Origin of the sequence: Telmatospirillum siberiense (genome assembly GCF_002845745.1) — a bacterium.
Lineage (GTDB): Bacteria > Pseudomonadota > Alphaproteobacteria > Rhodospirillales > Magnetospirillaceae > Telmatospirillum > Telmatospirillum siberiense.
Genome location: NZ_PIUM01000010.1, coordinates 1 through 20527, shown reverse-complemented (window position 1 = coordinate 20527; position 20527 = coordinate 1). Strand labels below are relative to the sequence as shown.

The window sequence follows — 20527 nt, the reverse complement described above, 5'->3', positions numbered from 1 at the left end:
CGGACAAGCCGGCGGCAAGGGAAAACAAAATCACCCCTCGTTGCGGTAGTTCGGCGCCTCACGGGTGATGGCGACGTCATGAACGTGACTTTCCCGCAAGCCCGCCTGGGTGATGCGACGGAACACGCAACGGGTCTGCATCTCCGGGATGGTGGCGTTGCCGGTGTATCCCATGCCGGCCCGCAGTCCGCCGACCAGCTGATGGATCACCGTTCCCACCGGCCCCTTGTAGGCGACGCGCCCCTCGATGCCTTCCGGCACCAGTTTGAGGGTGTCGTTGACCTCTTGCTGGAAATAGCGGTCGGCCGATCCGCGGGCCATCGCGCCCAGCGACCCCATGCCGCGATAGCTTTTGTAGGAACGTCCCTGGTAGAGAAAGACCTCGCCGGGGCTTTCCTCGGTTCCGGCGAACAGCGAACCGATCATCACGCAGGCGGCACCGGCGGCGATGGCCTTGGCGACGTCGCCGGAATATTTGATGCCGCCGTCGGCGATCAGCGGAATGCCGTTCTTGTTGGCCTCCTCCGCCACTTCCATGATGGCCGACAACTGCGGCACGCCGACACCGGCGACGACGCGGGTCGTGCAGATGGTGCCGGGACCGATGCCGACCTTAAGCCCGTCGGCGCCCGCCCCGATCAGAGCCCGCGCGGCCTCAGGCGTCGCGATATTGCCGGCGATGACCTGCGCGTTGGGGCTGCGCTTCTTGATGTCGGCGACGGTCTGCACCACGCCGCGCGAATGCCCATGCGCCGTATCGACGACCAGCACGTCGACGCCGGCATCGAGCAACGCCTCGGCGCGGGCCATGCCGTCGGCGCCGACACCGACCGCGGCGCCGACCCGCAGGCGGGCCTTTTCATCCTTGCAGGCCATGGGATAGGCCTGCGCCTTTTCCATGTCCTTGACGGTGATCAGGCCGATACAGCGAAAGGCGTCGTCGACCACCAGCAGTTTCTCCAGCCGGTTCTGATGCAAAAGGCGCTTCGCCTCCTCGGGCGGCACGCCTTCGCGGACGGTGATCAATCCGTCCTTGGTCATCAGTTCGGCGATCTTCTGATTGGGGTTGGTGGCGAAACGAACGTCCCGGTTGGTCAGGATACCGACCAGCTTGCCCGTTCCATCCTCGACCACCGGAAAACCGGAGAATTTATGCTCGGCCATCAAACCCAGGGCATCGGCCAGCGTCTGGTCGGGATGAATGGTGACAGGATTGACCACCATGCCCGATTCGAACCGCTTGACCCGGCGCACTTCCTCGGCCTGACCGGCAATGTCGAAATTCTTATGAATGATACCGATGCCGCCGGCTTGCGCCAACGCGATGGCCAGACGACTTTCGGTGACCGTATCCATCGCCGCCGAGATCAGCGGAATGCCCAGTTCGATGGTGCGGGTGAGACGCGTGCGGGTGTTCGCCTGGGCGGGAAGGACGCTCGATTCGGCAGGCACCAGAAGCACGTCGTCGAAGGTCAGGGCTTCTTTGATCTGCATGCCGCCTCCGGGGGTGATCGGGATTGGCGGCACATCATACACATTATGGGTGTCCCCGCAAGGCACAGCAGCCCCTCTTTTTAAGGGCAATCGGCTTCACCCGATTGCCCTCGCTCGCTTATAGTGATGGAAAGCCCTTCGGCGAGAGGTGTGGAATGAAGCTCGAAATCTTCCGCTGCCAGCCACCCCGTCCGGGACCGGATTACCCGCCGGTCCTGTTCATTCACGGTTCCTATTGCGGAGCCTGGGTCTGGACGGAAAAATTCATGCCCTATTTCGCCGAGCGGGGTTTTTCCGGCCTTGCCCTCTCGCTGCGCGGTCATGGCGCCAGCGAAGGCGCGCTGGCCTGGGCTTCGATGGCCGATTACCTGGCCGACGTCGCCAGCGCCGCCGAGGAACTGGACGGCCCGCCGATCGTCATCGGCCATTCGATGGGCGGTCTGATCGCCCAGCATTATCTGGTCTCCCGCCCGACGGCGGCGGCCGTGCTGCTGGGCAGCCTGCCGCCCAGCGGGCTGGGCTCGTCGGCCATGCATATGTCGATGTTCGCCCCCGACGTCCTTTGGCAACTGGGGCTGCTGCAAAGCCTGGGGCCTGAAGCCATCTCGACCGACGTCATTCACCGTGCCTTCTTCACCAGGCAGACACCGCCGGACGCCGTCCGCCATCTGATGCCCAAACTGCAAGCCGAATCGCACCGGATCAGCGCCGATCTGCTCTGCCCGGACCAGCCGAAGCTGTCGGCCGACCACCCGCTGCCGCCGGTCCTCGTGCTCGGCGGCGACGCCGACGTCTTCCTGCCCACCTCGGCTTTCCGCGAAACCGCCACCTTCCTGCGGGGCGATCTCCAGATCCTGCACGGTGCGCCCCACGGCCTGATGCTCGATACGGCCTGGTGGCAGCCCACCGCCGACGCGATCATCGCCTGGCTGGGCGAAAAGGGGGTCACGAAGGAGCCCCGACGCGGCGGACGCCGTGCGCCGCCCACAGAATCGCGCTGACCAGCAGGAAGGCGCAGGCCTGATGGGCCGCCGCCAGACCGACCGGCACCATCGCCAACAGCGTGGAGATGCCCAGACCGGCTTGCAGCGTGGCCGCCAGCGGCACCAGCAGAAGCCGTCGCCGCAGGGCCCGGTCGATTTCCAAGCGTCGCGACCGCAGCCATGACGCCACCGCCGCCGCCCAGGTTAGCATGGCCAGCAGACGGTGGTCGAACTGAACCAGGGCATGGTTTTCGAAAAAATTGACCCAGCGGGGTGTCATGTCGAAGGCCTCGCCGGGGAACCAGTCCCCGTTCATCAAGGGAAAGCTGTTGTAGATCAGGCCGGCGCGCAGGCCGGCGACCAGGCCGCCGGCGGCCATGGTCAGCGTCACCAGGACCAGCAGCACCGACAACGGACGGCGCAACCTGCCGGCATCCCGCCCGCCATCCCGGCGCGAATGCGGATCGAGATGAGCGAGCGCAGTCCATAACAGGGCCGCGTAGATGGCCAGGGCGGCCAGCAAATGCGCGGTCAACCGGTAATGGCTGACTTCCGGCCTGTCGGCCAATCCGCTGGCCACCATGAACCAGCCGAGCAGGCCTTGGGCCCCCCCCAGCAGAAAGAGCAGCAGCAGTTGCGGAGCCTGGGCCCGGGACAGGCGGCCGGTGGACAGAAAGAACAGGAACGGCAGCAGAAATGCCGCGCCGATCAACCGCCCCCACAGGCGATGGACGTATTCCAGCCAGAAAATGCCCTTGAACCCGGCAAGCGTCATCCCCTCGTTGACCAGACGGTATTGAGGGGATGCCTGATATTTGGCGAAGACGACGTTCCAGGCCTCCTCGGACGCCGGCGGCAGCACGGTGAAGGGCTGCCATTCGACCATCGACAGGCCCGACCCGGTCAGGCGGGTCAGGCCCCCCAAGCAAACCATCACCAGGACCATCACGGCCAAAACCAGCAACCATGCCCCAACCGGACGACGATCGTCCCGCAGCCCCCCGTTGCTCAAGATCAAGGACGGGAGATGGCTGGGCAGCATATTGTTCCCCACAACACTGGAAATAACGCGTCCGCTTCCTTTATAGGTAGGATCCCCGAGGCCCAATAAAATGGGCCAAAATAGCACTATTATTTTTGTGTATAATCATGAGGATTGGAATGGGTATGGCACTGACCGAGCCCGTGCTCGGCTTCTCCCTGGGCTTTGCGGATCTCTATAGCCCTACGGGGCTCGGAAAAGTCGACCACGCCTTCCTCCAACACCTGGCCGAAGCGGACGCCTCCCTGCATGAGCGCCTGCTCGCCGCCCGCTCCCGACCACCGGTCGACGCGAAAGGGGAAGCGGATCTGCTGGTCGCCCTGGCGCCGCATCTGAACGACTTCATCGGCCTGCTGTTCGGCATCGGCGGGGAAATCGGCGAACTTTCCGCCCGTCAGGACGCGCTGGCGCCGCTTTACGCCTGCAAGCGCCTGTTCGTGCAGCGCCGCGCCCAGAAGGCGATGAAACCGGCGGAGGCGGACGCCATTGACGGCGCGGTGCTCGAAGCCGAAATCGAAACCCTGTTCGGCGGCCCGTTGGATGAACTTGACTTCGCCCGCCGCGTGATGGGCTGGCTCGACGACGAAGCCAACCATGCCGCCCAATTGGAGCTGTCCACCCGTTACGCCGCCTGGGCCCTGCTGAGCGAGGCGGGCAAGAGCCGGCACCGGGACGGACGCCTGTTCAAGGCCCCCGCCAAGCATGACCCCATGCATTTGGTGCCCCATGAGACCGTAACGGTCGCCGGTATCGCGCAATTCGCTTTTCCGCCGGGGGAGCTGCGCCACCGCGAGGGCTTCGGCCTGACCGACCCGGGATGCGATCTCAAGGGGGCCCTGGACGAAGTCAATTACTGCATTCTCTGCCATCACCAGGGCAAGGACAGTTGCTCGAAGGGCATGCGGGACAAGAAAACCGGCGACTTCGCCAAAACGGCGCTGGGCGCCACCCAGACCGGTTGCCCGCTGGAAGAGCGCATCTCCGAGATGCACGAGGTCAAGGGCCAGGGCTTGGCCGTCGCGGCGCTGGCCGTCGCGGTGGTCGACAACGCCATGGTGGCGGGTACCGGACACCGCATCTGTAACGACTGCATGACCGGCTGCATCTACACCAACGGCAACAAGGACCCGGTCAACATCCCCGAGGCCGAATCGCGCATTCTGAAAGACGTGCTGGAGCTGCCCTGGGGCTTCGAGGTCTACAGCCTGCTCACCCGCTGGAATCCGCTCAACCTTCGCCGCCCCCTGCCGAGGGCCGCCAGCGGACGCTCGGTGCTGGTGGTCGGGTTGGGCCCGGCCGGTTACACCTTGGCCCATCATCTGTTGAATGACGGCCATGCCGTGGTGGCCATCGACGGCCTGAAGATCGAGCCCTTGCAGGACAGCCTGTCGGGCGTCACCACCAGCGGCGAGCGCGTTCCCTTCCGGGCCATCCGTGACATCTCGGAACTTTATGAGGATCTGGGCGATCGGGTGATGGCCGGCTTCGGCGGCGTCGCCGAATACGGCATCACGGTGCGCTGGAACAAGAATTTTCTCAAGGTCATCCGCCTGCTTCTGGAACGCCGCGCCGAATTCACCATGGCCGGCGGCATCCGCCTGGGCGGTACCATGACCCTGGATGGCGCCTTTGCCATGGGCTTCGATCATGTGGCGCTTTGCATGGGCGCCGGCCGGCCGACCATCATCGACATGCCCAACAATCTGGCGCCCGGCGTCCGTCAGGCCTCCGACTTCCTGATGGGACTGCAATTGACCGGCGCGGCGCGCGCCGACACCCTGGCCAATCTGCAGCTTCGCCTGCCGGTGGTGGTGATCGGCGGAGGTCTCACCGCCATCGACGCCTGCACCGAGGCGCTCGCCTATTATCCGGTCCAGGTGGAAAAATTCCTCTCGCGCTATGAGGCGCTGGTCGCCGAGCGCGGCGAGGAGGCGGTTCGCCTGACCTATACGGAAACCGAGGCGGCCATCGCCGACGAATTCCTCGCCCATGCCCGGGCCGTCCGCGCCGAACGCGCGGCGGCGCTGCGCGAAGGCCGGACGCCCGATCTGCATTCGCTGCTGGATTCGTGGGGCGGCGCCACCGTCGCCTACCGCCGGCGGCTGGTCGAAAGCCCGGCCTACCGCAACCATGAAGAGGTGACCAAGGCGCTGGAGGAAGGCATCCGCTTCGCCGAGCAACTGACCCCGCTCGCCGTCGAAATCGACGCCCATGGCCAAGCCAAGGCCTTGCGCGTCAAGACGGCCGACGGCGGCGAAGCCACGCTGCCGGCGCGCGCCATCATCGTCGCCGCGGGAACCGTACCCAACACCGTCCTCGCCCGCGAGGAATCGGGCATCGCCCTCGATGGCAAATATTTCCAGGCCGTCGACGAGGAAGGCCGACCGGTGACCCCGGAACGCCTGACCAAGCCGGACGCGCCCCGCGTGCTGATGAGCCTCGAAGGTCACGACGCCGACAAGGCCGTTTCCTTCTTCGGCGATCTGCACCCCTCCTACGCGGGCAATGTCGTCTCGGCGATGGCCAGCGCCAAGCAGGGATATCCGGTGGTCAGCCGCGTCCTGGAGAAACAATCCCCCGCCACCGTTCCGCCCGAACAGGTGCGGGCCGCCTTCAACCGGCTCTTCCGCCCGAGCGTGTTCAAAGTCGAGCGTCTGGCCCCCTCCATCATCGAGGCGGTGATCAAGGCGCCGGCGGCGGCACGGGCCTTTCAGCCCGGCCAGTTCTACCGGTTGCAGAATTTCGAGACCCTGGCGGCGAAGACCAGCGACACCACCCTGGCCATGGAGGGCTTGGCCCTCACCGGCGCCTGGGTCGACAAGGAAGCCGGCCTGGTTTCGGTAATCGTCCTTGAAATGGGCGGCTCTTCCGATCTGTGCCGGAGTCTGCAACCGGGCGAACCCGTGGTGCTGATGGGACCGACCGGGACGCCGACCGAAACCCCGGCCGGGGAAACCGTGCTGCTGGCCGGCGGCGGCCTGGGGAACGCCGTGCTGTTCTCCATCGGCCAGGCGCTGCGTCAGGCGGGCTCGCAGGTTCTCTATTTCGCCGGCTACAGATCCGCCGTCGACCGCTTCAAAGTGGAGGAGATCGAAGCCGCCGCCGACAAGGTGGTGTGGTGCGTCGACCGCGGCGAAGCCCTGATACCGGGCCGCCCCCGGGACAAGGCCTTCGTCGGCAACATCGTGCAGGCGATGACCGCCTATGCGGAGGGGCACCTGGGAGAGATCGACATTTCGCTGGGCGACGTCGACCGCATCATCGCCATTGGGTCCGACCGCATGATGAATGCGGTGGCCCAGGCCCGCCACGGCGTTCTGGCGCCCCACCTGAAACGCCGGCACGAAGCTATCGGCTCGATCAATTCCCCCATGCAATGCATGATGAAGGAGATCTGCGCCCAGTGCCTGCAAAAACACAAGGATCCGGAGACGGGCGAGGAAATCGTCGTCTTCACCTGCGCCAACCAGGACCAGCCGCTGGATCAGGTGGATTTCAAGGGGTTGCTTGAGCGTCTCGGCCAGAATACCGTGCAGGAGAAACTGACCCGTCAATGGATTGATCGCAGCCTCAGACGGACAGGCTTGCGTCAATAACGAGGAGACCCTCCGGCGGATGAGGCGACTGGCAACCGCATTCGCCGGATTGTTGATGGCGGGACTGGCGTCCGGTCCCGCCCCGGCGGCCGATCCCGTCAGGATCGGCGAAATCAACAGCTATGGCGTCATCCCGGCCTTCACCGTGCCCTACCGGAACGGCTGGCAACTGGCTGTCGACGAAATCAACAAGAACGGCGGCGTCCTCGGCGGACGCAAATTGGAGGTGCTGTCGCGTGACGACGGCGGAAAAACCTCCCAGGCCCTTGCCGCCGCCGCTGAACTGACGGAGCGCGAGGGCGCCGTCATGCTGACCGGCAGCTTTCTGTCGCAAATCGGACTGGCGCTCGCCGATTTCGCCAAGCAGCGGAAGGTGGTTTTCCTGGCCGCCCAACCCTTCACCGATGACCTCGTCTGGGCGCATGGCAACCGCTACACCTTCCGCATGCGGACCAGTTCCTACATGCAGGCGGCCATGCTGGCCGAACAGGCGGCCAAACTGCCAGCCAAACGGTGGGTCACGGTGGCCCCCGATTACGAATTCGGGCGATCGGTCGTCGCCAACTTCGAAAAACTGCTGAGGGCCAAACGCCCCGACGTCGTCTTTGTTTTCGAACAATGGCAACCTTTGGGGGCGCTGGATGGCGAAGCCACCGTCCAATCCCTCGAGCGGACGAAACCCGATGCCATCTTCAACGCGACCTTCGGCAGCGACCTCGGTAAACTGGTCCACGAAGGAGGCGCCCGCGGCCTGTTCACCAAGCGCGCCGTGGTCAGCGTCCTGACCGGAGAACCGGAAATTCTCGACGTGCTGGCCGACGAAGCCCCGGAAGGCTGGATCGTCACCGGATACCCCTGGTACGACATCAAGGAAGCCGAACACCGGAAATTCATCGACGCCTATGTCGCCGCCTATGACGAGGATCCTCGCATGGCGGCGCTCGTCGGCTATGAAACCATGAAGGCGCTCGCCGCCGCCCTGGACAAGGCGGGGAGCACCGACACCAACAAACTGATCGCCGCCCTCGAGGATCTGACCTTCCCCTCCCCCGTCGGCCCGGTGTCCTTCCGGAAATCCGACCACCAGGCAACCTTGGGAAGTTGGGTGGGAAAAACAAGCCTGCGCGACGGTGGCGGAATCATGATCGATTGGAGCTATGCCGACGGCGCGAAATATCAACCGTCAGCCGACGAGGTCCGGAAGTTGCGCGCAACGGATTGATGGGCAGGGTAATCGGGCGAACGCGCGCGAGTTGCTCTTCCGAGAGAGATTCTCGTCGCGTTGGCGCGTTGAGCGGTGCCCCGAGGCGGACGGATGTCCGCCGCCCGGCGCGTGAGGGAGGAAAATTTAAAGCAGGGTCGTCGGGTTCACCCGATGACCCTGGAGTGAAGGGAGCTTTTCAAGACAGCTTTTGGTAAATAATATAAAATGATTTTCTTCCTATGGATGGGCGAGGAAACATCGCGCAAGGAGAAAATCTAAGGGAGAGAGGGGACGGCGGCGTGAACGACAGCTTGCTGCGACTGGAAGCGCTGAAGGCGGAGCGGGACAGATATGTTTCCCTGGCTTTCTCTTGGGCGGACCTGCTGTTCGAACTCGACCGGCAGTTCACCGTCGTGTTCGCCGCCGGCGCGACCCAGGCTTTTTTCGGACGCTCGCCGGAAGCCCTCTCCGGAATGGGCTTCCGCGATCTGGTGGTCCCGGCGGACGTCCCCCTGGTCGGACAACTTCTGAAACAGATCAGGAAGACGGGACGATCCCAGGACGACGTCATCCGGATCATCGGACCGCAAGGCAAGCAGCTATGGGTTTCGCTATCCGCCTACTGCCTGGATCCCCAGGAGGGTAACCTGTTTCTCGGCCTGAGAAAAAGCCGGGAGATCGACAAGGCGACGGCGCTTAGCGTTCCACGCGATGGGAAAGGCGGCCTTTACGACGGCGGATCCTTCGCCGAATTGGCCGCCGGCCGCCTGAAAAAAATCCAGGCGGCCGGGGAAAACGCCCAGGTCACCCTGGTCTCGATCCCGGCGATGAAACGGCTCGAGGAACGCCTCGACGTCCAGAGCTCCGAAAAACTCACGCAATCGGTGGGCGATCTTCTCAAGGCGAACTCGGTCGGGGGTGATTCCGCCGCGAGAGTGGGAATCGGGCAATATTCGATCCTGCATGCGTCAAGCACCAAGGTCGACGACATGGTCCGTCAGATCGAGGTCCTGACCCAGCGCATCGATCCTTCCGGGATGGGAGCCAAGGTCGAATCGGCCACCATGACCATGGGACCGGAAGAGGTCAGTGAAGAAGACCTGGCCAAGGGACTGCTCTATACCCTCGCCAAATTCCGCGAAGCCGATACCCAGGGGGTCAGCATCAAAAATCTGGCGGCGAACATGTCCGCCCTGGTCGGCGAAGCGATCATCGAGGTCAACAATTTCAAATCGGTGGTGGCGCAGGCCAAGTTTTACGTCGCCCTGCAACCGATCATCCACATCAATTCGGGAGAAGTTCATCATTTCGAAGCCTTGTGCCGCTTCGACGCCAAACCCGGGGAATCGCCCTTCAAAACCATCACCTTCGCCGAGGAAACCGGGCTGATCCACGAGTTCGATTTCGCCATGGCCCGCAAGGTGATCGACTGGCTGGGAAAGTTTCCCCGCAACAACGACAAATACAGGGTCGCGGTAAACGTGTCGGGCTTTTCCATCGGCAAGGCGGCCTATGTCGAATCGCTCATGTGGCTGCTCAAGGACAACCCCTGGACGCAGGGCAAGCTGATGTTCGAAATCACCGAAAGCTCCCGGATGAGCGATCTCGAGTCGGCCAACAACTTCATCCAGACCCTGCGCGGCAGGGGCTATCACGTCTGCCTCGACGATTTCGGGGCCGGCGCCGCCTCCTTCCAATATCTTTCCGTGCTCGACGTCGATGTGGTCAAACTGGATGGATCCGCCGTCAAGAATGCCCAAAAAGCCATGAAGGGACGGGCTTTCCTTTCGGCTTTGACCGAACTCTGTCGGCGGATGAACGTCGAGACCATCGCGGAAATGGTCGATACGGAGGAAACCCTCGAATTTTGCCGCGACTGCGGATGCAATTATGTGCAGGGCTACCTGTTCGGAAAACCGTCCCCCGACATCAAGGACTTTTCGCCGCTGCCGCAAGGCGCCCTGTTCCGCAAAGCGGCCAACGTAAAATTTTAAGAAGACCCCATAAGGTTTTTGAGGCCCGCCCGTATCATGGGCTGGCCATGAACCATTTGGAATAATTGAAATTTCAAGCACCGCTTCCTTGCGATGTCCATCGGAGACACCCCAGCGCAATTGGGACACACTCCAGATATCGGCACATCATGTTGGAAAAGCTATGGCTGGCTGGGCGGAGTGGGGCGCCGGCCCCGCACGACGAGACGGCGAGTATGTTGCCAAACCACGATCGCTTGTGGCTATAATACCACAGCGTATCAATCCGGCTGCCTTGGGGCAGACACCCGTCACCGCCACTTACGCACCAGCAATCCACCGAGGTGAAACCTAGTCTTAAAAAGATTGGAGAAACCTGCGCGAAGCCGAAAATAAGTTTATGGTCTTCCAGGTCAGTATCTCTATTTTCTGAATTAGTGTCATGATGTCGTTTCAGAATGAAATGTAAAGGTCTGTCGTCAATTTGAGGCCGGTCGCACGGGACTGCTTCTTGATGGAATAAAGACTAAACTAAAGAATAGGGCGGGGCGGGGCAGAAGGGATGCATTTACCGATAGAACTGGATCGAGACCGCGCTGAGCCGCTGCAGAATCAGCTCTATGAACAGCTTCGCGGCTTGATTATCGCGCGTCGCCTGAAATCCAATTCCCGTCTGGTCGCCACCCGTTTTCTCGCCGAAAAACTCGGCATCTCGCGCACCACGGTTCTCCTCGCCTATGAACGCCTGATTTCCGAGGGCTACCTGGAAACCCGTCCGGCCGTGGGAACGTTCGTCTGCGCCGTCCTGCCCGATCTGGTCCCGGCGCCGCAGATCAACGACAACCGGGTCGACGACCTGCCGCAGACGGAATTACGCCCTCCGCTGTTCCAGAGCCGCATGCCGGTCGGGGAGCCGGTCGAACCGGCCTTGATCGATTTCTGGGGCGGTCCCGATTTCCGGATCTTCCCCCTGAAGATCTGGCAGCGCATCACCCAGCATGTGCTGGAATGCTATGGCAAGGGCATCAGCCGTCCGCCACCGTCGGCCGGCATCGATCCTCTGCGCGGCGCCATCGCCGATTGGCTGGCCGCCCAACGCGGCATCATCGTCGACCGCGATCAGATCATCATCGTCGCCGGTGCCCAGCAGGCTTACAACATCGCCGCGCGCCTGTTCCTGCAACGCGGGGACAGGGTCGTCATCGAAACCCCGGGCCACGCCGGAGCCTCCTTCTTGTTCGAAAGCCTGGGGGCCACCCAGCATCCAGTTCCGGTTGACGAACATGGCCTGCTCGTCGATGCCTTGCCCGACGGCTCGACCTCACTCGCCTATGTGACGCCGTCCCATCAGAATCCCATCGGCGGCACCCTGCCGCTCGAGCGCCGCGAGGCCTTGATCGAATGGGCACGCGGCGCCGGGGCCTATCTCATCGAGGATGATTGCGACGGCGATTTCCGCTATCGCGGCATGGGGCCGCCGTCCCTCAAAAGCCTCGACCCCTACGGGCTGGTTCTTTACACCGGCACATTCTCGAAAACCTTGGGAGCCGGCCTCCGCCTGGGATACATGGTCGTCCCGCAGGAGCTTGTCGCCTCGACGGTGGCGGTGAAGACGCTGCTCGACAACGGCAGCCCCTGGCTCGAACAGATGGTCCTGGCCGAGTTCATCGCCTCGGGTGAATATGACCGCCATCTCCGGCGCGTGCGCAAAACCTATCTGGAACGGCGGGACTGTCTGATCGCCGCTCTTCGCCTGCATTTTGGAGATGTCCAGTTGGCCGGCGTCGATACCGGGACCCATCTGACCTGGCTGTTGCCGGCCTCTTTGCCTTCGGCGCCCGCCGTTCAGGAAGCCGCCCGGCAGCGGGGTATCGGAGTCTATACCGTATCGGAGAGCGAAATCGGCGGACGGCCCGCCACCCTTTACACCGAGAACGCCTTGCTGTTGGGCTACTCCTCGCTGGAAGAGCGCCAGATTCGCGACGGCATCGCCGGATTGGCCGCGGCTCTTCGCGATCATCGCCGGGCGGCGACCGGATGATGCCCACGCACCTTCCTTTCCAACCGGCCAGGCATCGGCCCTCTCTTTCATCTTCCGTCGCTGCCGGGCTTTTTATTGTCTCTCAGCCATCAAGGAGCCGCTTCATGCGCCTGCCATTTCTTGTCGCCCTGCTGACCCTCAGCCCCATGGCGGTCGCCGTCGCGCAAATGCCCACGGGTCAGAGCCCCATGCAGATGCCCGCCGGACACCCGCCAATCGGACAGAACGTTCCGTCCGGCCCCACCCATACCGGTACCGTCCTCGAGACCATTCCGGCCAGCAGTTACGTCTATATCCACGTCAATGGCGACGCCGGCGATCAGTGGCTGGCGGCTCCCGCCGTCGATTTGAAAAAGGGCACGGCCATCCGCTGGGCAGAAGGGATGCTGATGGCGAACTACCACAGCAAGACCCTCGATCGGACCTTCGAGAAGGTCTACTTCATCGGTGGCGTCGAGGTTGTCGCCGCGAAGTAATCCCCAGTCTCGATGAGGAAGACTCAATCGAGACTGGGCATAAAACCTTGGGGCCTGAAGCGATAATTTCGCGACAGGCCCCAAGTCGTCTCTCGATTCCTTACCGCCCCCTGGGGGCCGAACCTCAGCCTTTCGGCAGTTCGGCCAATTGTTTGGCCACCTCGGCCCGCAGCGGGCTGTCGGGCGGCAAAACATTGAGCAGTTTCGACCAGGCCTGGCGGGCCTTGCCCAGGTCACCCAGAGACTGATAGGACCGGGCCAGACGGACCCAGCCGTCGATATCGTTGGGATTCTGCTCCATCCGGGCGGCGAGCCCATCGACCATCGCCTTGACGGTCTGTTTCCGCTCTTCCGGAGTTTGCGCCAGGATAGCCGCCGAAGCATCTCCGCCCGGCAAGCCGGCCACTTGGCCTTTGGGCGCACCTTCGGCCTGGGTGCTCCCCATGCCCATGGCCGCGTGCGGATTGGGACCTTCGGCTGTTTTCCCCCCTTCCGGCATCGGTGGGATCGGCTTGATCGAGGCCGGATCGAAGCCGCCCTGTTTGGCGTAAAGGGCGATGTGCTCCTTTAGCATGGGCAGCCAGGGCGCATCGCCGGGACTGCCTTTTTCCAGGTCGCGCCAGATCGACACCGCTTCCGCGAAATGTCCCGTCTGCGCCTTGGCCAGCCCCAGATAGAAACGCGCCCGGGGCTCCTGGCGATCCAGGGTCAATGCCTGCTGAAAGGCCGTCCGGGCGTCGGGAATGACCTCGCCATTATTGGACAAGGTCAGCGATTCGCCCAGCGATGCCAGCATTTGACCATCGATCAGACCCATGGTGATGGCCTGCCGGAAGGCGTCGGCGGCTTCGCCGTAGCGGCGCAAGGCGAAATAGGTTTCGGCCAGCGTGGCAAATCCGTCGGCCTCGGGCTTGGCCTTCAATCCGGCGGCCAGATTGGCCGCCATCTCGGTCATCTTGAGATCCGGATCCGCCTGTCGGCTGGAATAGGGTTGCCCCGGCAACGAGGGCTCGCCCAACATCCCATAGAGACCGAAGGACCCCAGCGGCAAGCCGATCAGGATCACCAGGGCGGTCGCCATACGCAACCGGCGCCCCCCACCCAGCCGGTATTCCGACTGCGGGGCCGCCAACTCGGCATCTTCCGCCGCCAGCATGCGGCGGAGGATTTCGGTCCGCGCCGCCTCGGCCTGGCTCTCGTTCAAAAGGCCACGTTCGACATCGCGCTCGACTTCGGCCAACTGGTCCCGATAGACCACGATGTCATAGGCGATCCGCGCCGGGGCCGCCGTCTGGCGCCGCAACAGGGGAACCACCAGAATCAGCAGAACTCCCAGGGTTACGGCGGAGAACAATATCCAAAGCGTCATCGCCAGCTCATCTCTTTCTTTCGTTCGCCAGTAACTTCGAGAGCCGTTTTTGTTCGGCTTCGTTCAACGGAATGCTGGCTTCCGTTTCCCCCTGGGCAGCCCCGCGGCGCCGGTAGAATCCCACCGCCACCCAGATACCGCACAACAGCAGAACGAGCGGCCCCAACCAAAGAACCAGGGTCGTCGTCTTGAAAGGCGGCTTCAGCAGCACATAATCGCCATAACGGTCGACCAGATATTGCTTGGCCTGGGCGTCGCTATCACCCGCCACCAGCCGCTGGCGCAACAGAACACGCAAGTCGCGCGCCAGATCGGCATCGGAATCGTCAATGGATTGATTTTGGCAAACCAGGCATCGCAGATCCTTGCTCAGGTCCCGGGCCCGCGTTTCCAATTGCGGATCCTTCAGAACCTCGTCGGGCTGAACCGCCCGGGCCGGCCCTTGCATGAAAGGCAATAGAAGCAGGACTGCGAACAGGCAGCCCAGCCAGCGGACGGGCGGTCTCGCCGGCAACCTCCCCGGAACCGCCCGCGGCAAAGCGCTCATTTTCATTTGTTCAACTCCGCGACCAGCGGCAGCAGCTTCTCCCGGATATCATCGGGAGTAAACGGTCCGACCTGCTTGTAGCGGATCCGCCCCTGTCGATCGATCAAATAGCTTTCGGGAACGCCATAGACACCGAAATCGATGCCGACACGGCCGTCCCGGTCCATGGCGATGGCCTGATAGGGATTACCGAGCCGGCTCAACCAGCCCCGGCCGTCCTCCGGCCTGTCCTTGTAATCGATCCCCACAAGCAACAGCTTGCCTTGCACCATTGACTGGTTCATCAGATCGACCAGCAGGGGATGCTCGGCCCGGCAGGGAATGCACCAGGACGAGAAAAAGTTGATGAGGGTGACCTTTCCGCCCAGATCGGCGGTCTTCAACCCCGGCCGGTCGAGGACCAGCGGAGGCAGATCGAAGCCGGGCGCCGGCTTGTCGATCATCACCGACGGTATCATGTTCGGCGCGTCGCCCCGGGTAATCAGCACCAGCCGCCACCCGAAGAACGCCACCAGCACCGCGAAAACGGCAAGCGGCAGAACCGTGGTCCAACGCTTCGGCATCATGCCCGTCCCTTCGCGGCGGCCGCCCGCGCCGTTCGCACCGGCGCGCCGACCCGGTAGCGGCGGTCGGTCAGCGACACCAGGCCGCCGATCACCATGATCACCGCCCCGATGAAGATCCAGGGAACCAGCGGATTGAAGTAAACCCGCGTAACGAAGCCGCCCGTTCCGTCCGGATCGCCGACCACGGCATAGAGATCGCCGATGAAGTTGGTGTGGATCGCCGCGTCCGTTGTCGGCCGCGGCGGTTGCCGGTACATCCGTTTTTCCGGATAAAGTTCGGTCACCGCCGAACCATTCCGGGTCACGCTGAAGTGAGCCCGCAGGGACACGTAGTTCGGCCCGGGAATGTTGTCCTGGATTCCCGCCAGCCGGAGATCGTAACCGGCAACGCTCACCACATCGCCGACATGCATCACCTGGATCTTCTCGGTGGTCCAGGCGGCCGACCCGGTGATACCGGCGATGATGATGGCCACGCTCGCATGCGCTATCAGCATTCCATAGGCCGATCTGGGCAACCGGAAGATCCGCTCCAGCGTTTCAGCCGGAGGCGCGCGGAACAGCCGCACCCGCTCGGCCCACTCGGTCAGGCTGCCGAGGAACAGCCAGGCCGCCAGGCCGAGACCGCCCGCAGCCCACAACGGCCCGGCGCTTCCGCCGGCAAGAAGCCAAGTCGCGACCATCACCACGACGGTCAGCACTCCGGCCACCTTGAGCCGGCCAAGCGCCCCCGCCAGATCGCCCCGCTTCCAGGACAGCAGCGGCCCGACCGCCATGGTCATCACCATCGGCACCATCAGGGGAATGAACACCGCATTGAAGAACGGCGGACCGACGGAAACCTTGCCCATGTCGAGGGCGTCGGCGAATAACGGATAGAGCGTGCCCAGCAGAACCGTTCCGGCCGCCGTGCTCATCAGCACATTGTTCAACAGCAAACTGCCTTCGCGCGACAGGGGCGTGAACAGGCCGCCCCCCTTCAACCCCGGTCCGCGAATGGCGAACAAGGTGAGAGAGCCGCCGGCCACCACCACGAGAAGGCCCAGGACGAATACGCCGCGCGACGGATCCGCGGCAAAGCTGTGGACCGATGTCAACACCCCGGAACGCACCAGGAAGGTCCCCAGCAGAGACAGCGAGAAGGTGACGATGGCCAGGAGAATCGTCCAGGCCTTCAGCGTATCGCGCTTCTCGACCACGATCGACGAATGAAGCAGCGCCGTACCCGCCAGCCATGGCATGAAGGAGGCGTTTTCCACCGGATCCCAGTACCACCAGCCACCCCAGCCCAGGGTGTAGTAGGCCCACCAGGACCCCATGGCGATACCGAGCGTCAGGGTACACCAGGCCACCAGGGTCCAAGGCCTCACCCAACGGGCCCAGGCGGCGTCCACCCGGCCTTCGATCAGGGCGGCGATGGCGAAGGAAAAGGCCATCGAGAAGCCGACATAACCGAGATAGAGGAAGGGCGGATGGAAAGCCAGGCCGGGATCCTGCAACAGCGGATTGAGGCCGTCGCCGTTCAGCGGCGCCGGATCGACGCGGGCGAAGGGATTGGAGGTGAACAGGATGAACAGCAGGAAACCGCAGGCGATCATCGCCTGCACCGACAGGGCGCGGGCGCGCAGGCCGGGCGGCAGATTGCCGCCGAACACCGACACCGCCATGCCATAGCCGCTCAGGATCAGCACCCAGAGCAGCATCGACCCCTCGTGATTGCCCCAGACGCCGGAAATCTTATAAAGCAGCGGCTTGTCGGTGTGGGAGTTCTGCACCACGTTCAGCACCGAGAAATCGCTGGTGATGTAACAGGCCATCAAGGCGCCGAAGGCCGTCACGACCAGCGCGAACTGCGCCAAGGCCGCCGGTCGCGCCATTTCCATCCAGGCCCGGTCTCCCCGCGCCGCGCCCACCATCGGCACGACCGACTGCACGATGGCGACGAACAACGCCACGATCAGCGTAAATTGCCCGAGTTCCGGGATCATGGCTTCTTTCCTTCTTCCTGCCACTGGCCGGATTTCTTGATCGCCTCGGCCACTTCCTTCGGCATGTAATTCTCGTCGTGCTTGGCCAGAACCTCGCTGGCGTGGAACAGTCCCTGGCCGTCCAGCTTGCCTTCGGTCACCACGCCCTGCCCCTCACGGAACAGATCCGGCAGAACACCGCGATAGACGACGGGAAGCGTCGCCGTCAGGTCCGTCACGACGAAATGCACCACATCGCCCTGATGCTGGATCGACCCCTGCTCGACGAGCCCGCCGATGCGCAGCCGGCGATCCGGACTCACATGTTTCGTCTGGAGATCGGCCGGCGTGTAGAAATAGACCAGGGTGTCGTTCATCGCCGTCAAAACCAGTGCCGCCGCGCCACCCAGCGCCACCATCCCCAGCAATACGAAATACAGTCGACGTTGCTTGCGGGTCATCGCCTTATGCTCTCCCTTAGGGATCTTAAAGATCCCTGCTTCTCCCTCGCCGGCCGGGCATTTCTTCTTGCAAAGCCGCCAATGCCCGTTCCCGAACCCGCAATGTGCGCAGGCTCGTCACCAAAAGCCCCACGGTCACCAGACCAACCAACCCATAAGCCGGCCAGACGAAGCGGGCATATCCACCCATCTCGAAAAATGTCGCAATGCTGTCCATAACCCTTGCGCCTCCTCAGCCGGCCAACCGGTCCGCGAGCGGGCTTTCGTGCGATCCGTGGATCTGCGTCAAGCGAATCGCCCGAATTTTCGAGGCGATGATTTCCGCGCGGACCCGAAGCAGCAAGACCACCACAAAAAAACAGGTAAAACCCGCCACCATCAGCAACAGGGGCGTCAGCATCGACGGGGGAAGCGTCGGGCCCGACATTTTCATCAGGCTGGCGGGCTGGTGCAATGTTTTCCACCAATCCACCGAAAACTTGATGATCGGGACATTGATGAATCCGGCCAAGGCCAGGATTGCAGCCGCCCGCGCACCGCGCCCCGGATCATCGAAGGCGCTCTGCAGCGCCATGTAACCCAGATAGAGAAACAGGAGAATCAACATGCTGGTCAGGCGCGCGTCCCAGGCCCACCAGGTTCCCCACATCGGTTTTCCCCACAGCGAGCCGGTCGCCAGGCAAAGGAAGGTGAAACTGGCCCCGATCGGCGCCGCCGCCTTGGCCACCAGATCGGCCAAGGGATGCTTCCAGATGAGACCGACCGCGCTGGCCAGGGCCATCGTCGTGTAGCCGACCATGCCGAGCCAGGCCGACGGGACATGCACATACATGATCCGTACTGTCTGTCCCTGCTGATAATCGGCCGGAGAACCGAACAAGGCGAAGTAAAGGCCGACACCGATCAAAAGGACGCTGGCCAAGGCCAGCCACGGCTGCACGACCTTCGACAAACGCATAAACCGAGCCGGATTCGCTAGTCCCTGCATAACCGAATATCCATCCCTAGTGTTCGCCTGCCGCCTAGACGCTGACGCCTGGCCTTTTATTGCGAAGGCCGGCGTATTTTTATTCCAAAGCCTGACGCAATGCCGCCGCCGCCGCCAGCGGCGCCAGTGGTAATGCCGCCAGCAGAATGCCGCCCAGCACCAGCAATTGGGCCCCCGACTCCAATCCCTGCACGACCGCGTCGATGGCTCCGACGCCGAAGATCAGCACGGGAATGTAGAGCGGCAGCACCAGCAGCGACAGCAGAACGCCACCACGCCGGGCCCCCAATACCAGAGCCGCCCCCATCGCGCCGACCAAACTCAAGGTCGGCGTACCCAGCAGCATCGTCACCAGCAAGGCGACGAAACCGTCGCCGTTCATATGCAGAAGCACCGCCAGCACCGGCGCGGCGATCATCAAGGGCAGGCCCGTCGTCAACCAATGGGCGATCACCTTGCCGATCACCAGCACTTCCAATGCTGTCGGGGTCAAAGCCAGCAATTCCAGGCTGCCATCCTCATAATCCGCCTGGAACAACCGATCGAGAGACAACATCGAGGCCAGCAACGCCGTCACCCATAGCACACCGGGGCTGACCCGCTCCAGAATATTGGCTTCGGGACCGATGCCGAAGGGAAACAAAATCACCGTCAGCACGAAGAAGGTCACCACCATCACGCTATCGCTGCCTTGACGAAGAGCAAGGCGCAGATCGCGGCGGACGATTTCGAACAGACGGTTCATGCCCAGACCCCCGCCATTGAGCCGGCCGGCGCGGCGAAGTGATCCAAATGCAATTCCCCCGCTCCCGGCAGGTCGACGTCGGCGTGAGTCGACAAGATGACCATGCCGCCGGCCGCGCGGTGCTGAGCGATGATGCCTTCGAGAACCTTCACCGAAGCACGGTCGAGCGCCACGCTCGGCTCGTCGAGAAGCCAGAGCGGCGCCGGCGCCGCCAGCAGGCGGGCCAGATTCAAGCGGCGCTTCTGTCCGGCGGACAGCATCTTCCCCGGCACCTCGGCCAGATGGGTCAGACCCAACCGCTCCAAGGCATGGGCGGCCGTGGCGTCACCGGCCTCGGGGTCATGCAGGCGGGCCCAGAAACGCAAGTTCTCCCGCACCGACAGGACCGGCTTGATGGCGTCGTGGTGACCGACGTAATGAATGCGCCCGGCGTGCTCCTCGCGGTCTTCGAGGACGGGCACGCCATTCCACGACAAATGCCCCGACGCAGCCTTCAGCAAGCCGGCCATCAGACGCAGCAGGCTCGACTTCCCGCTTCCGTTGGGTCCCAGCAGCAGCAGCGCCTCACCGGTCGCGACGCTGAACCCAAGTTGCGTGAAGACGACGCGTTCACCGCGAATGCAGACGAGCTTTTCACCGGAAAAGGTGGAGGGAGGATGGCCATTGGTCATGGCTGCGCAACATATCAAAAGCGCAGGAGAGGCCAAGTAAATTCCATCGATTCCAGAACGACGCCCTTAAACCGCCGACCGGGCGGCGGAATCGGGATCCGACCGCCGATGGGGGGCCCGCGCCGAAAAACCCGATTTTTCTTAGGTTTTACCTGCCATTCAAGAGTGCTATGGTACCGCTTTCCGATACCGAAAAGCTGTGGCGGTCTAGCGAATCCCCCGATCTCGTCGCAACGGGACGAAGCCATCGGTCATGCACATCACTCGCAACATTCATCGAGAGGATTTTGCCGTGCTTGAAGCATATCGCCAACATGTCGCCGAACGCGCCGCGTTTGGCATTCCCCCGTTGCCCCTGAGCGCGTCGCAGACGGAAGCTCTGGTGGCGTTGTTGGAAGCCCCTC

At 63.2% G+C, this 20527-nt stretch carries 18 protein-coding genes; 7 read left to right on the top strand and 11 right to left on the bottom strand.

Features of this window, described 5'->3' with window-relative positions:
• Positions 1-30: 30 nt before the first annotated feature.
• Positions 31-1494 (bottom strand): IMP dehydrogenase, encoded by a 1464-nt coding sequence (gene guaB / locus CWS72_RS10515; RefSeq protein ID WP_101250564.1) that lies wholly within the window; start codon positions 1492-1494, stop codon positions 31-33.
• Between the two features lie 155 nt (positions 1495-1649).
• On the opposite strand from guaB, the gene CWS72_RS10510 reads away from it, so the two are divergent.
• A complete protein-coding gene (locus CWS72_RS10510) occupies positions 1650-2495 on the top strand; it encodes an alpha/beta hydrolase (protein ID WP_101250563.1) in 846 nt (281 codons plus the stop codon).
• On the opposite strand, the gene CWS72_RS10505 is transcribed toward CWS72_RS10510, so the two are convergent.
• On the bottom strand, positions 2440-3519 hold the full coding sequence (locus tag CWS72_RS10505; RefSeq protein ID WP_101250562.1) for a COX15/CtaA family protein: 1080 nt from the start codon (positions 3517-3519) through the stop codon (positions 2440-2442). The two genes, CWS72_RS10510 and CWS72_RS10505, sit on opposite strands and share 56 nt — an antisense overlap.
• 125 nt (positions 3520-3644) lie before the next feature.
• Here CWS72_RS10505 and CWS72_RS10500 point away from each other — a divergent pair, with 125 nt between their 5' ends.
• The 5 genes from CWS72_RS10500 (at position 3645) to CWS72_RS10480 (ending at position 12809) form a co-directional block, all read left to right on the top strand.
• Positions 3645-7115, top strand: a complete 3471-nt coding sequence (locus tag CWS72_RS10500) for an FAD-dependent oxidoreductase (RefSeq protein ID WP_338056181.1) — start codon at positions 3645-3647, stop codon at positions 7113-7115.
• 19 nt (positions 7116-7134) lie between these two features.
• A complete protein-coding gene (locus CWS72_RS10495) occupies positions 7135-8337 on the top strand; it encodes an ABC transporter substrate-binding protein (protein ID WP_101250560.1) in 1203 nt (400 codons plus the stop codon).
• 281 nt (positions 8338-8618) lie between these two features.
• A complete protein-coding gene (locus CWS72_RS10490; RefSeq protein ID WP_158240587.1) occupies positions 8619-10313 on the top strand; it encodes an EAL domain-containing protein in 1695 nt (564 codons plus the stop codon).
• 541 nt (positions 10314-10854) lie between these two features.
• Positions 10855-12333 (top strand): MocR-like pyridoxine biosynthesis transcription factor PdxR, encoded by a 1479-nt coding sequence (gene pdxR / locus CWS72_RS10485; RefSeq protein ID WP_101250558.1) that lies wholly within the window; start codon positions 10855-10857, stop codon positions 12331-12333.
• A 104-nt stretch (positions 12334-12437) separates the two neighbouring features.
• The gene (locus CWS72_RS10480) at positions 12438-12809 is read left to right on the top strand and encodes a hypothetical protein (RefSeq protein WP_101250557.1); all 372 of its coding nucleotides are present in this window, start codon (positions 12438-12440) and stop codon (positions 12807-12809) included.
• Between the two features lie 124 nt (positions 12810-12933).
• On the opposite strand, the gene ccmI is transcribed toward CWS72_RS10480, so the two are convergent.
• The 9 genes from ccmI to ccmA form a co-directional block, all read right to left on the bottom strand.
• Complete coding sequence (gene ccmI, locus CWS72_RS10475; RefSeq protein WP_101250556.1) at positions 12934-14178, bottom strand: c-type cytochrome biogenesis protein CcmI; 1245 nt, start codon at positions 14176-14178, stop codon at positions 12934-12936.
• A gap of 7 nt (positions 14179-14185) precedes the next feature.
• Positions 14186-14725 (bottom strand): cytochrome c-type biogenesis protein, encoded by a 540-nt coding sequence (locus tag CWS72_RS10470; RefSeq protein WP_420824062.1) that lies wholly within the window; start codon positions 14723-14725, stop codon positions 14186-14188.
• Positions 14726-14727: 2 nt separating this feature from the next.
• Positions 14728-15291, bottom strand: a complete 564-nt coding sequence (locus tag CWS72_RS10465; RefSeq protein WP_241911674.1) for a DsbE family thiol:disulfide interchange protein — start codon at positions 15289-15291, stop codon at positions 14728-14730.
• The gene (locus CWS72_RS10460; RefSeq protein WP_101250554.1) at positions 15288-17279 is read right to left on the bottom strand and encodes a heme lyase CcmF/NrfE family subunit; all 1992 of its coding nucleotides are present in this window, start codon (positions 17277-17279) and stop codon (positions 15288-15290) included. Before CWS72_RS10460 ends, CWS72_RS10465 begins: the two co-directional genes overlap by 4 nt.
• Entirely contained in the window at positions 17276-17719 is a 444-nt protein-coding gene (gene ccmE, locus CWS72_RS10455; protein ID WP_101250553.1) for a cytochrome c maturation protein CcmE, read from the bottom strand. The genes CWS72_RS10460 and ccmE overlap by 4 nt, the downstream gene beginning before the upstream one ends.
• Before the next feature lie 25 nt (positions 17720-17744).
• Positions 17745-17909: a heme exporter protein CcmD gene (gene ccmD / locus CWS72_RS10450; protein WP_241911681.1), complete on the bottom strand. Its 165-nt coding sequence runs from the start codon at positions 17907-17909 to the stop codon at positions 17745-17747.
• A 42-nt stretch (positions 17910-17951) separates the two neighbouring features.
• Entirely contained in the window at positions 17952-18707 is a 756-nt protein-coding gene (locus tag CWS72_RS10445; RefSeq protein ID WP_101250551.1) for a heme ABC transporter permease, read from the bottom strand.
• A gap of 79 nt (positions 18708-18786) precedes the next feature.
• The gene (ccmB, locus tag CWS72_RS10440; RefSeq protein ID WP_101250550.1) at positions 18787-19452 is read right to left on the bottom strand and encodes a heme exporter protein CcmB; all 666 of its coding nucleotides are present in this window, start codon (positions 19450-19452) and stop codon (positions 18787-18789) included.
• Positions 19449-20123 (bottom strand): heme ABC exporter ATP-binding protein CcmA, encoded by a 675-nt coding sequence (gene ccmA / locus CWS72_RS10435; RefSeq protein ID WP_101250549.1) that lies wholly within the window; start codon positions 20121-20123, stop codon positions 19449-19451. The genes ccmB and ccmA overlap by 4 nt, the downstream gene beginning before the upstream one ends.
• A gap of 292 nt (positions 20124-20415) precedes the next feature.
• Here ccmA and CWS72_RS28785 point away from each other — a divergent pair.
• The coding region (locus tag CWS72_RS28785) for a hypothetical protein (RefSeq protein ID WP_420824061.1) at positions 20416-20527 on the top strand (112 nt) is incomplete at its 3' end.

Coding starts and splice junctions, on each gene's coding strand:
- guaB (WP_101250564.1), bottom strand. CDS start 1,494: ATGCAGATCAAAGAAGCCCTGACCTTCGACGACGTGCTTCTGGTGCCT.
- CWS72_RS10510 (WP_101250563.1), top strand. CDS start 1,650: ATGAAGCTCGAAATCTTCCGCTGCCAGCCACCCCGTCCGGGACCGGAT.
- CWS72_RS10505 (WP_101250562.1), bottom strand. CDS start 3,519: ATGCTGCCCAGCCATCTCCCGTCCTTGATCTTGAGCAACGGGGGGCTG.
- CWS72_RS10500 (WP_338056181.1), top strand. CDS start 3,645: ATGGCACTGACCGAGCCCGTGCTCGGCTTCTCCCTGGGCTTTGCGGAT.
- CWS72_RS10495 (WP_101250560.1), top strand. CDS start 7,135: ATGAGGCGACTGGCAACCGCATTCGCCGGATTGTTGATGGCGGGACTG.
- pdxR (WP_101250558.1), top strand. CDS start 10,855: ATGCATTTACCGATAGAACTGGATCGAGACCGCGCTGAGCCGCTGCAG.
- CWS72_RS10480 (WP_101250557.1), top strand. CDS start 12,438: ATGCGCCTGCCATTTCTTGTCGCCCTGCTGACCCTCAGCCCCATGGCG.
- ccmI (WP_101250556.1), bottom strand. CDS start 14,178: ATGACGCTTTGGATATTGTTCTCCGCCGTAACCCTGGGAGTTCTGCTG.
- CWS72_RS10470 (WP_420824062.1), bottom strand. CDS start 14,725: ATGAGCGCTTTGCCGCGGGCGGTTCCGGGGAGGTTGCCGGCGAGACCG.
- CWS72_RS10465 (WP_241911674.1), bottom strand. CDS start 15,291: ATGATGCCGAAGCGTTGGACCACGGTTCTGCCGCTTGCCGTTTTCGCG.
- CWS72_RS10460 (WP_101250554.1), bottom strand. CDS start 17,279: ATGATCCCGGAACTCGGGCAATTTACGCTGATCGTGGCGTTGTTCGTC.
- ccmE (WP_101250553.1), bottom strand. CDS start 17,719: ATGACCCGCAAGCAACGTCGACTGTATTTCGTATTGCTGGGGATGGTG.
- ccmD (WP_241911681.1), bottom strand. CDS start 17,909: ATGGGTGGATATGCCCGCTTCGTCTGGCCGGCTTATGGGTTGGTTGGT.
- CWS72_RS10445 (WP_101250551.1), bottom strand. CDS start 18,707: ATGCAGGGACTAGCGAATCCGGCTCGGTTTATGCGTTTGTCGAAGGTC.
- ccmB (WP_101250550.1), bottom strand. CDS start 19,452: ATGAACCGTCTGTTCGAAATCGTCCGCCGCGATCTGCGCCTTGCTCTT.
- ccmA (WP_101250549.1), bottom strand. CDS start 20,123: ATGACCAATGGCCATCCTCCCTCCACCTTTTCCGGTGAAAAGCTCGTC.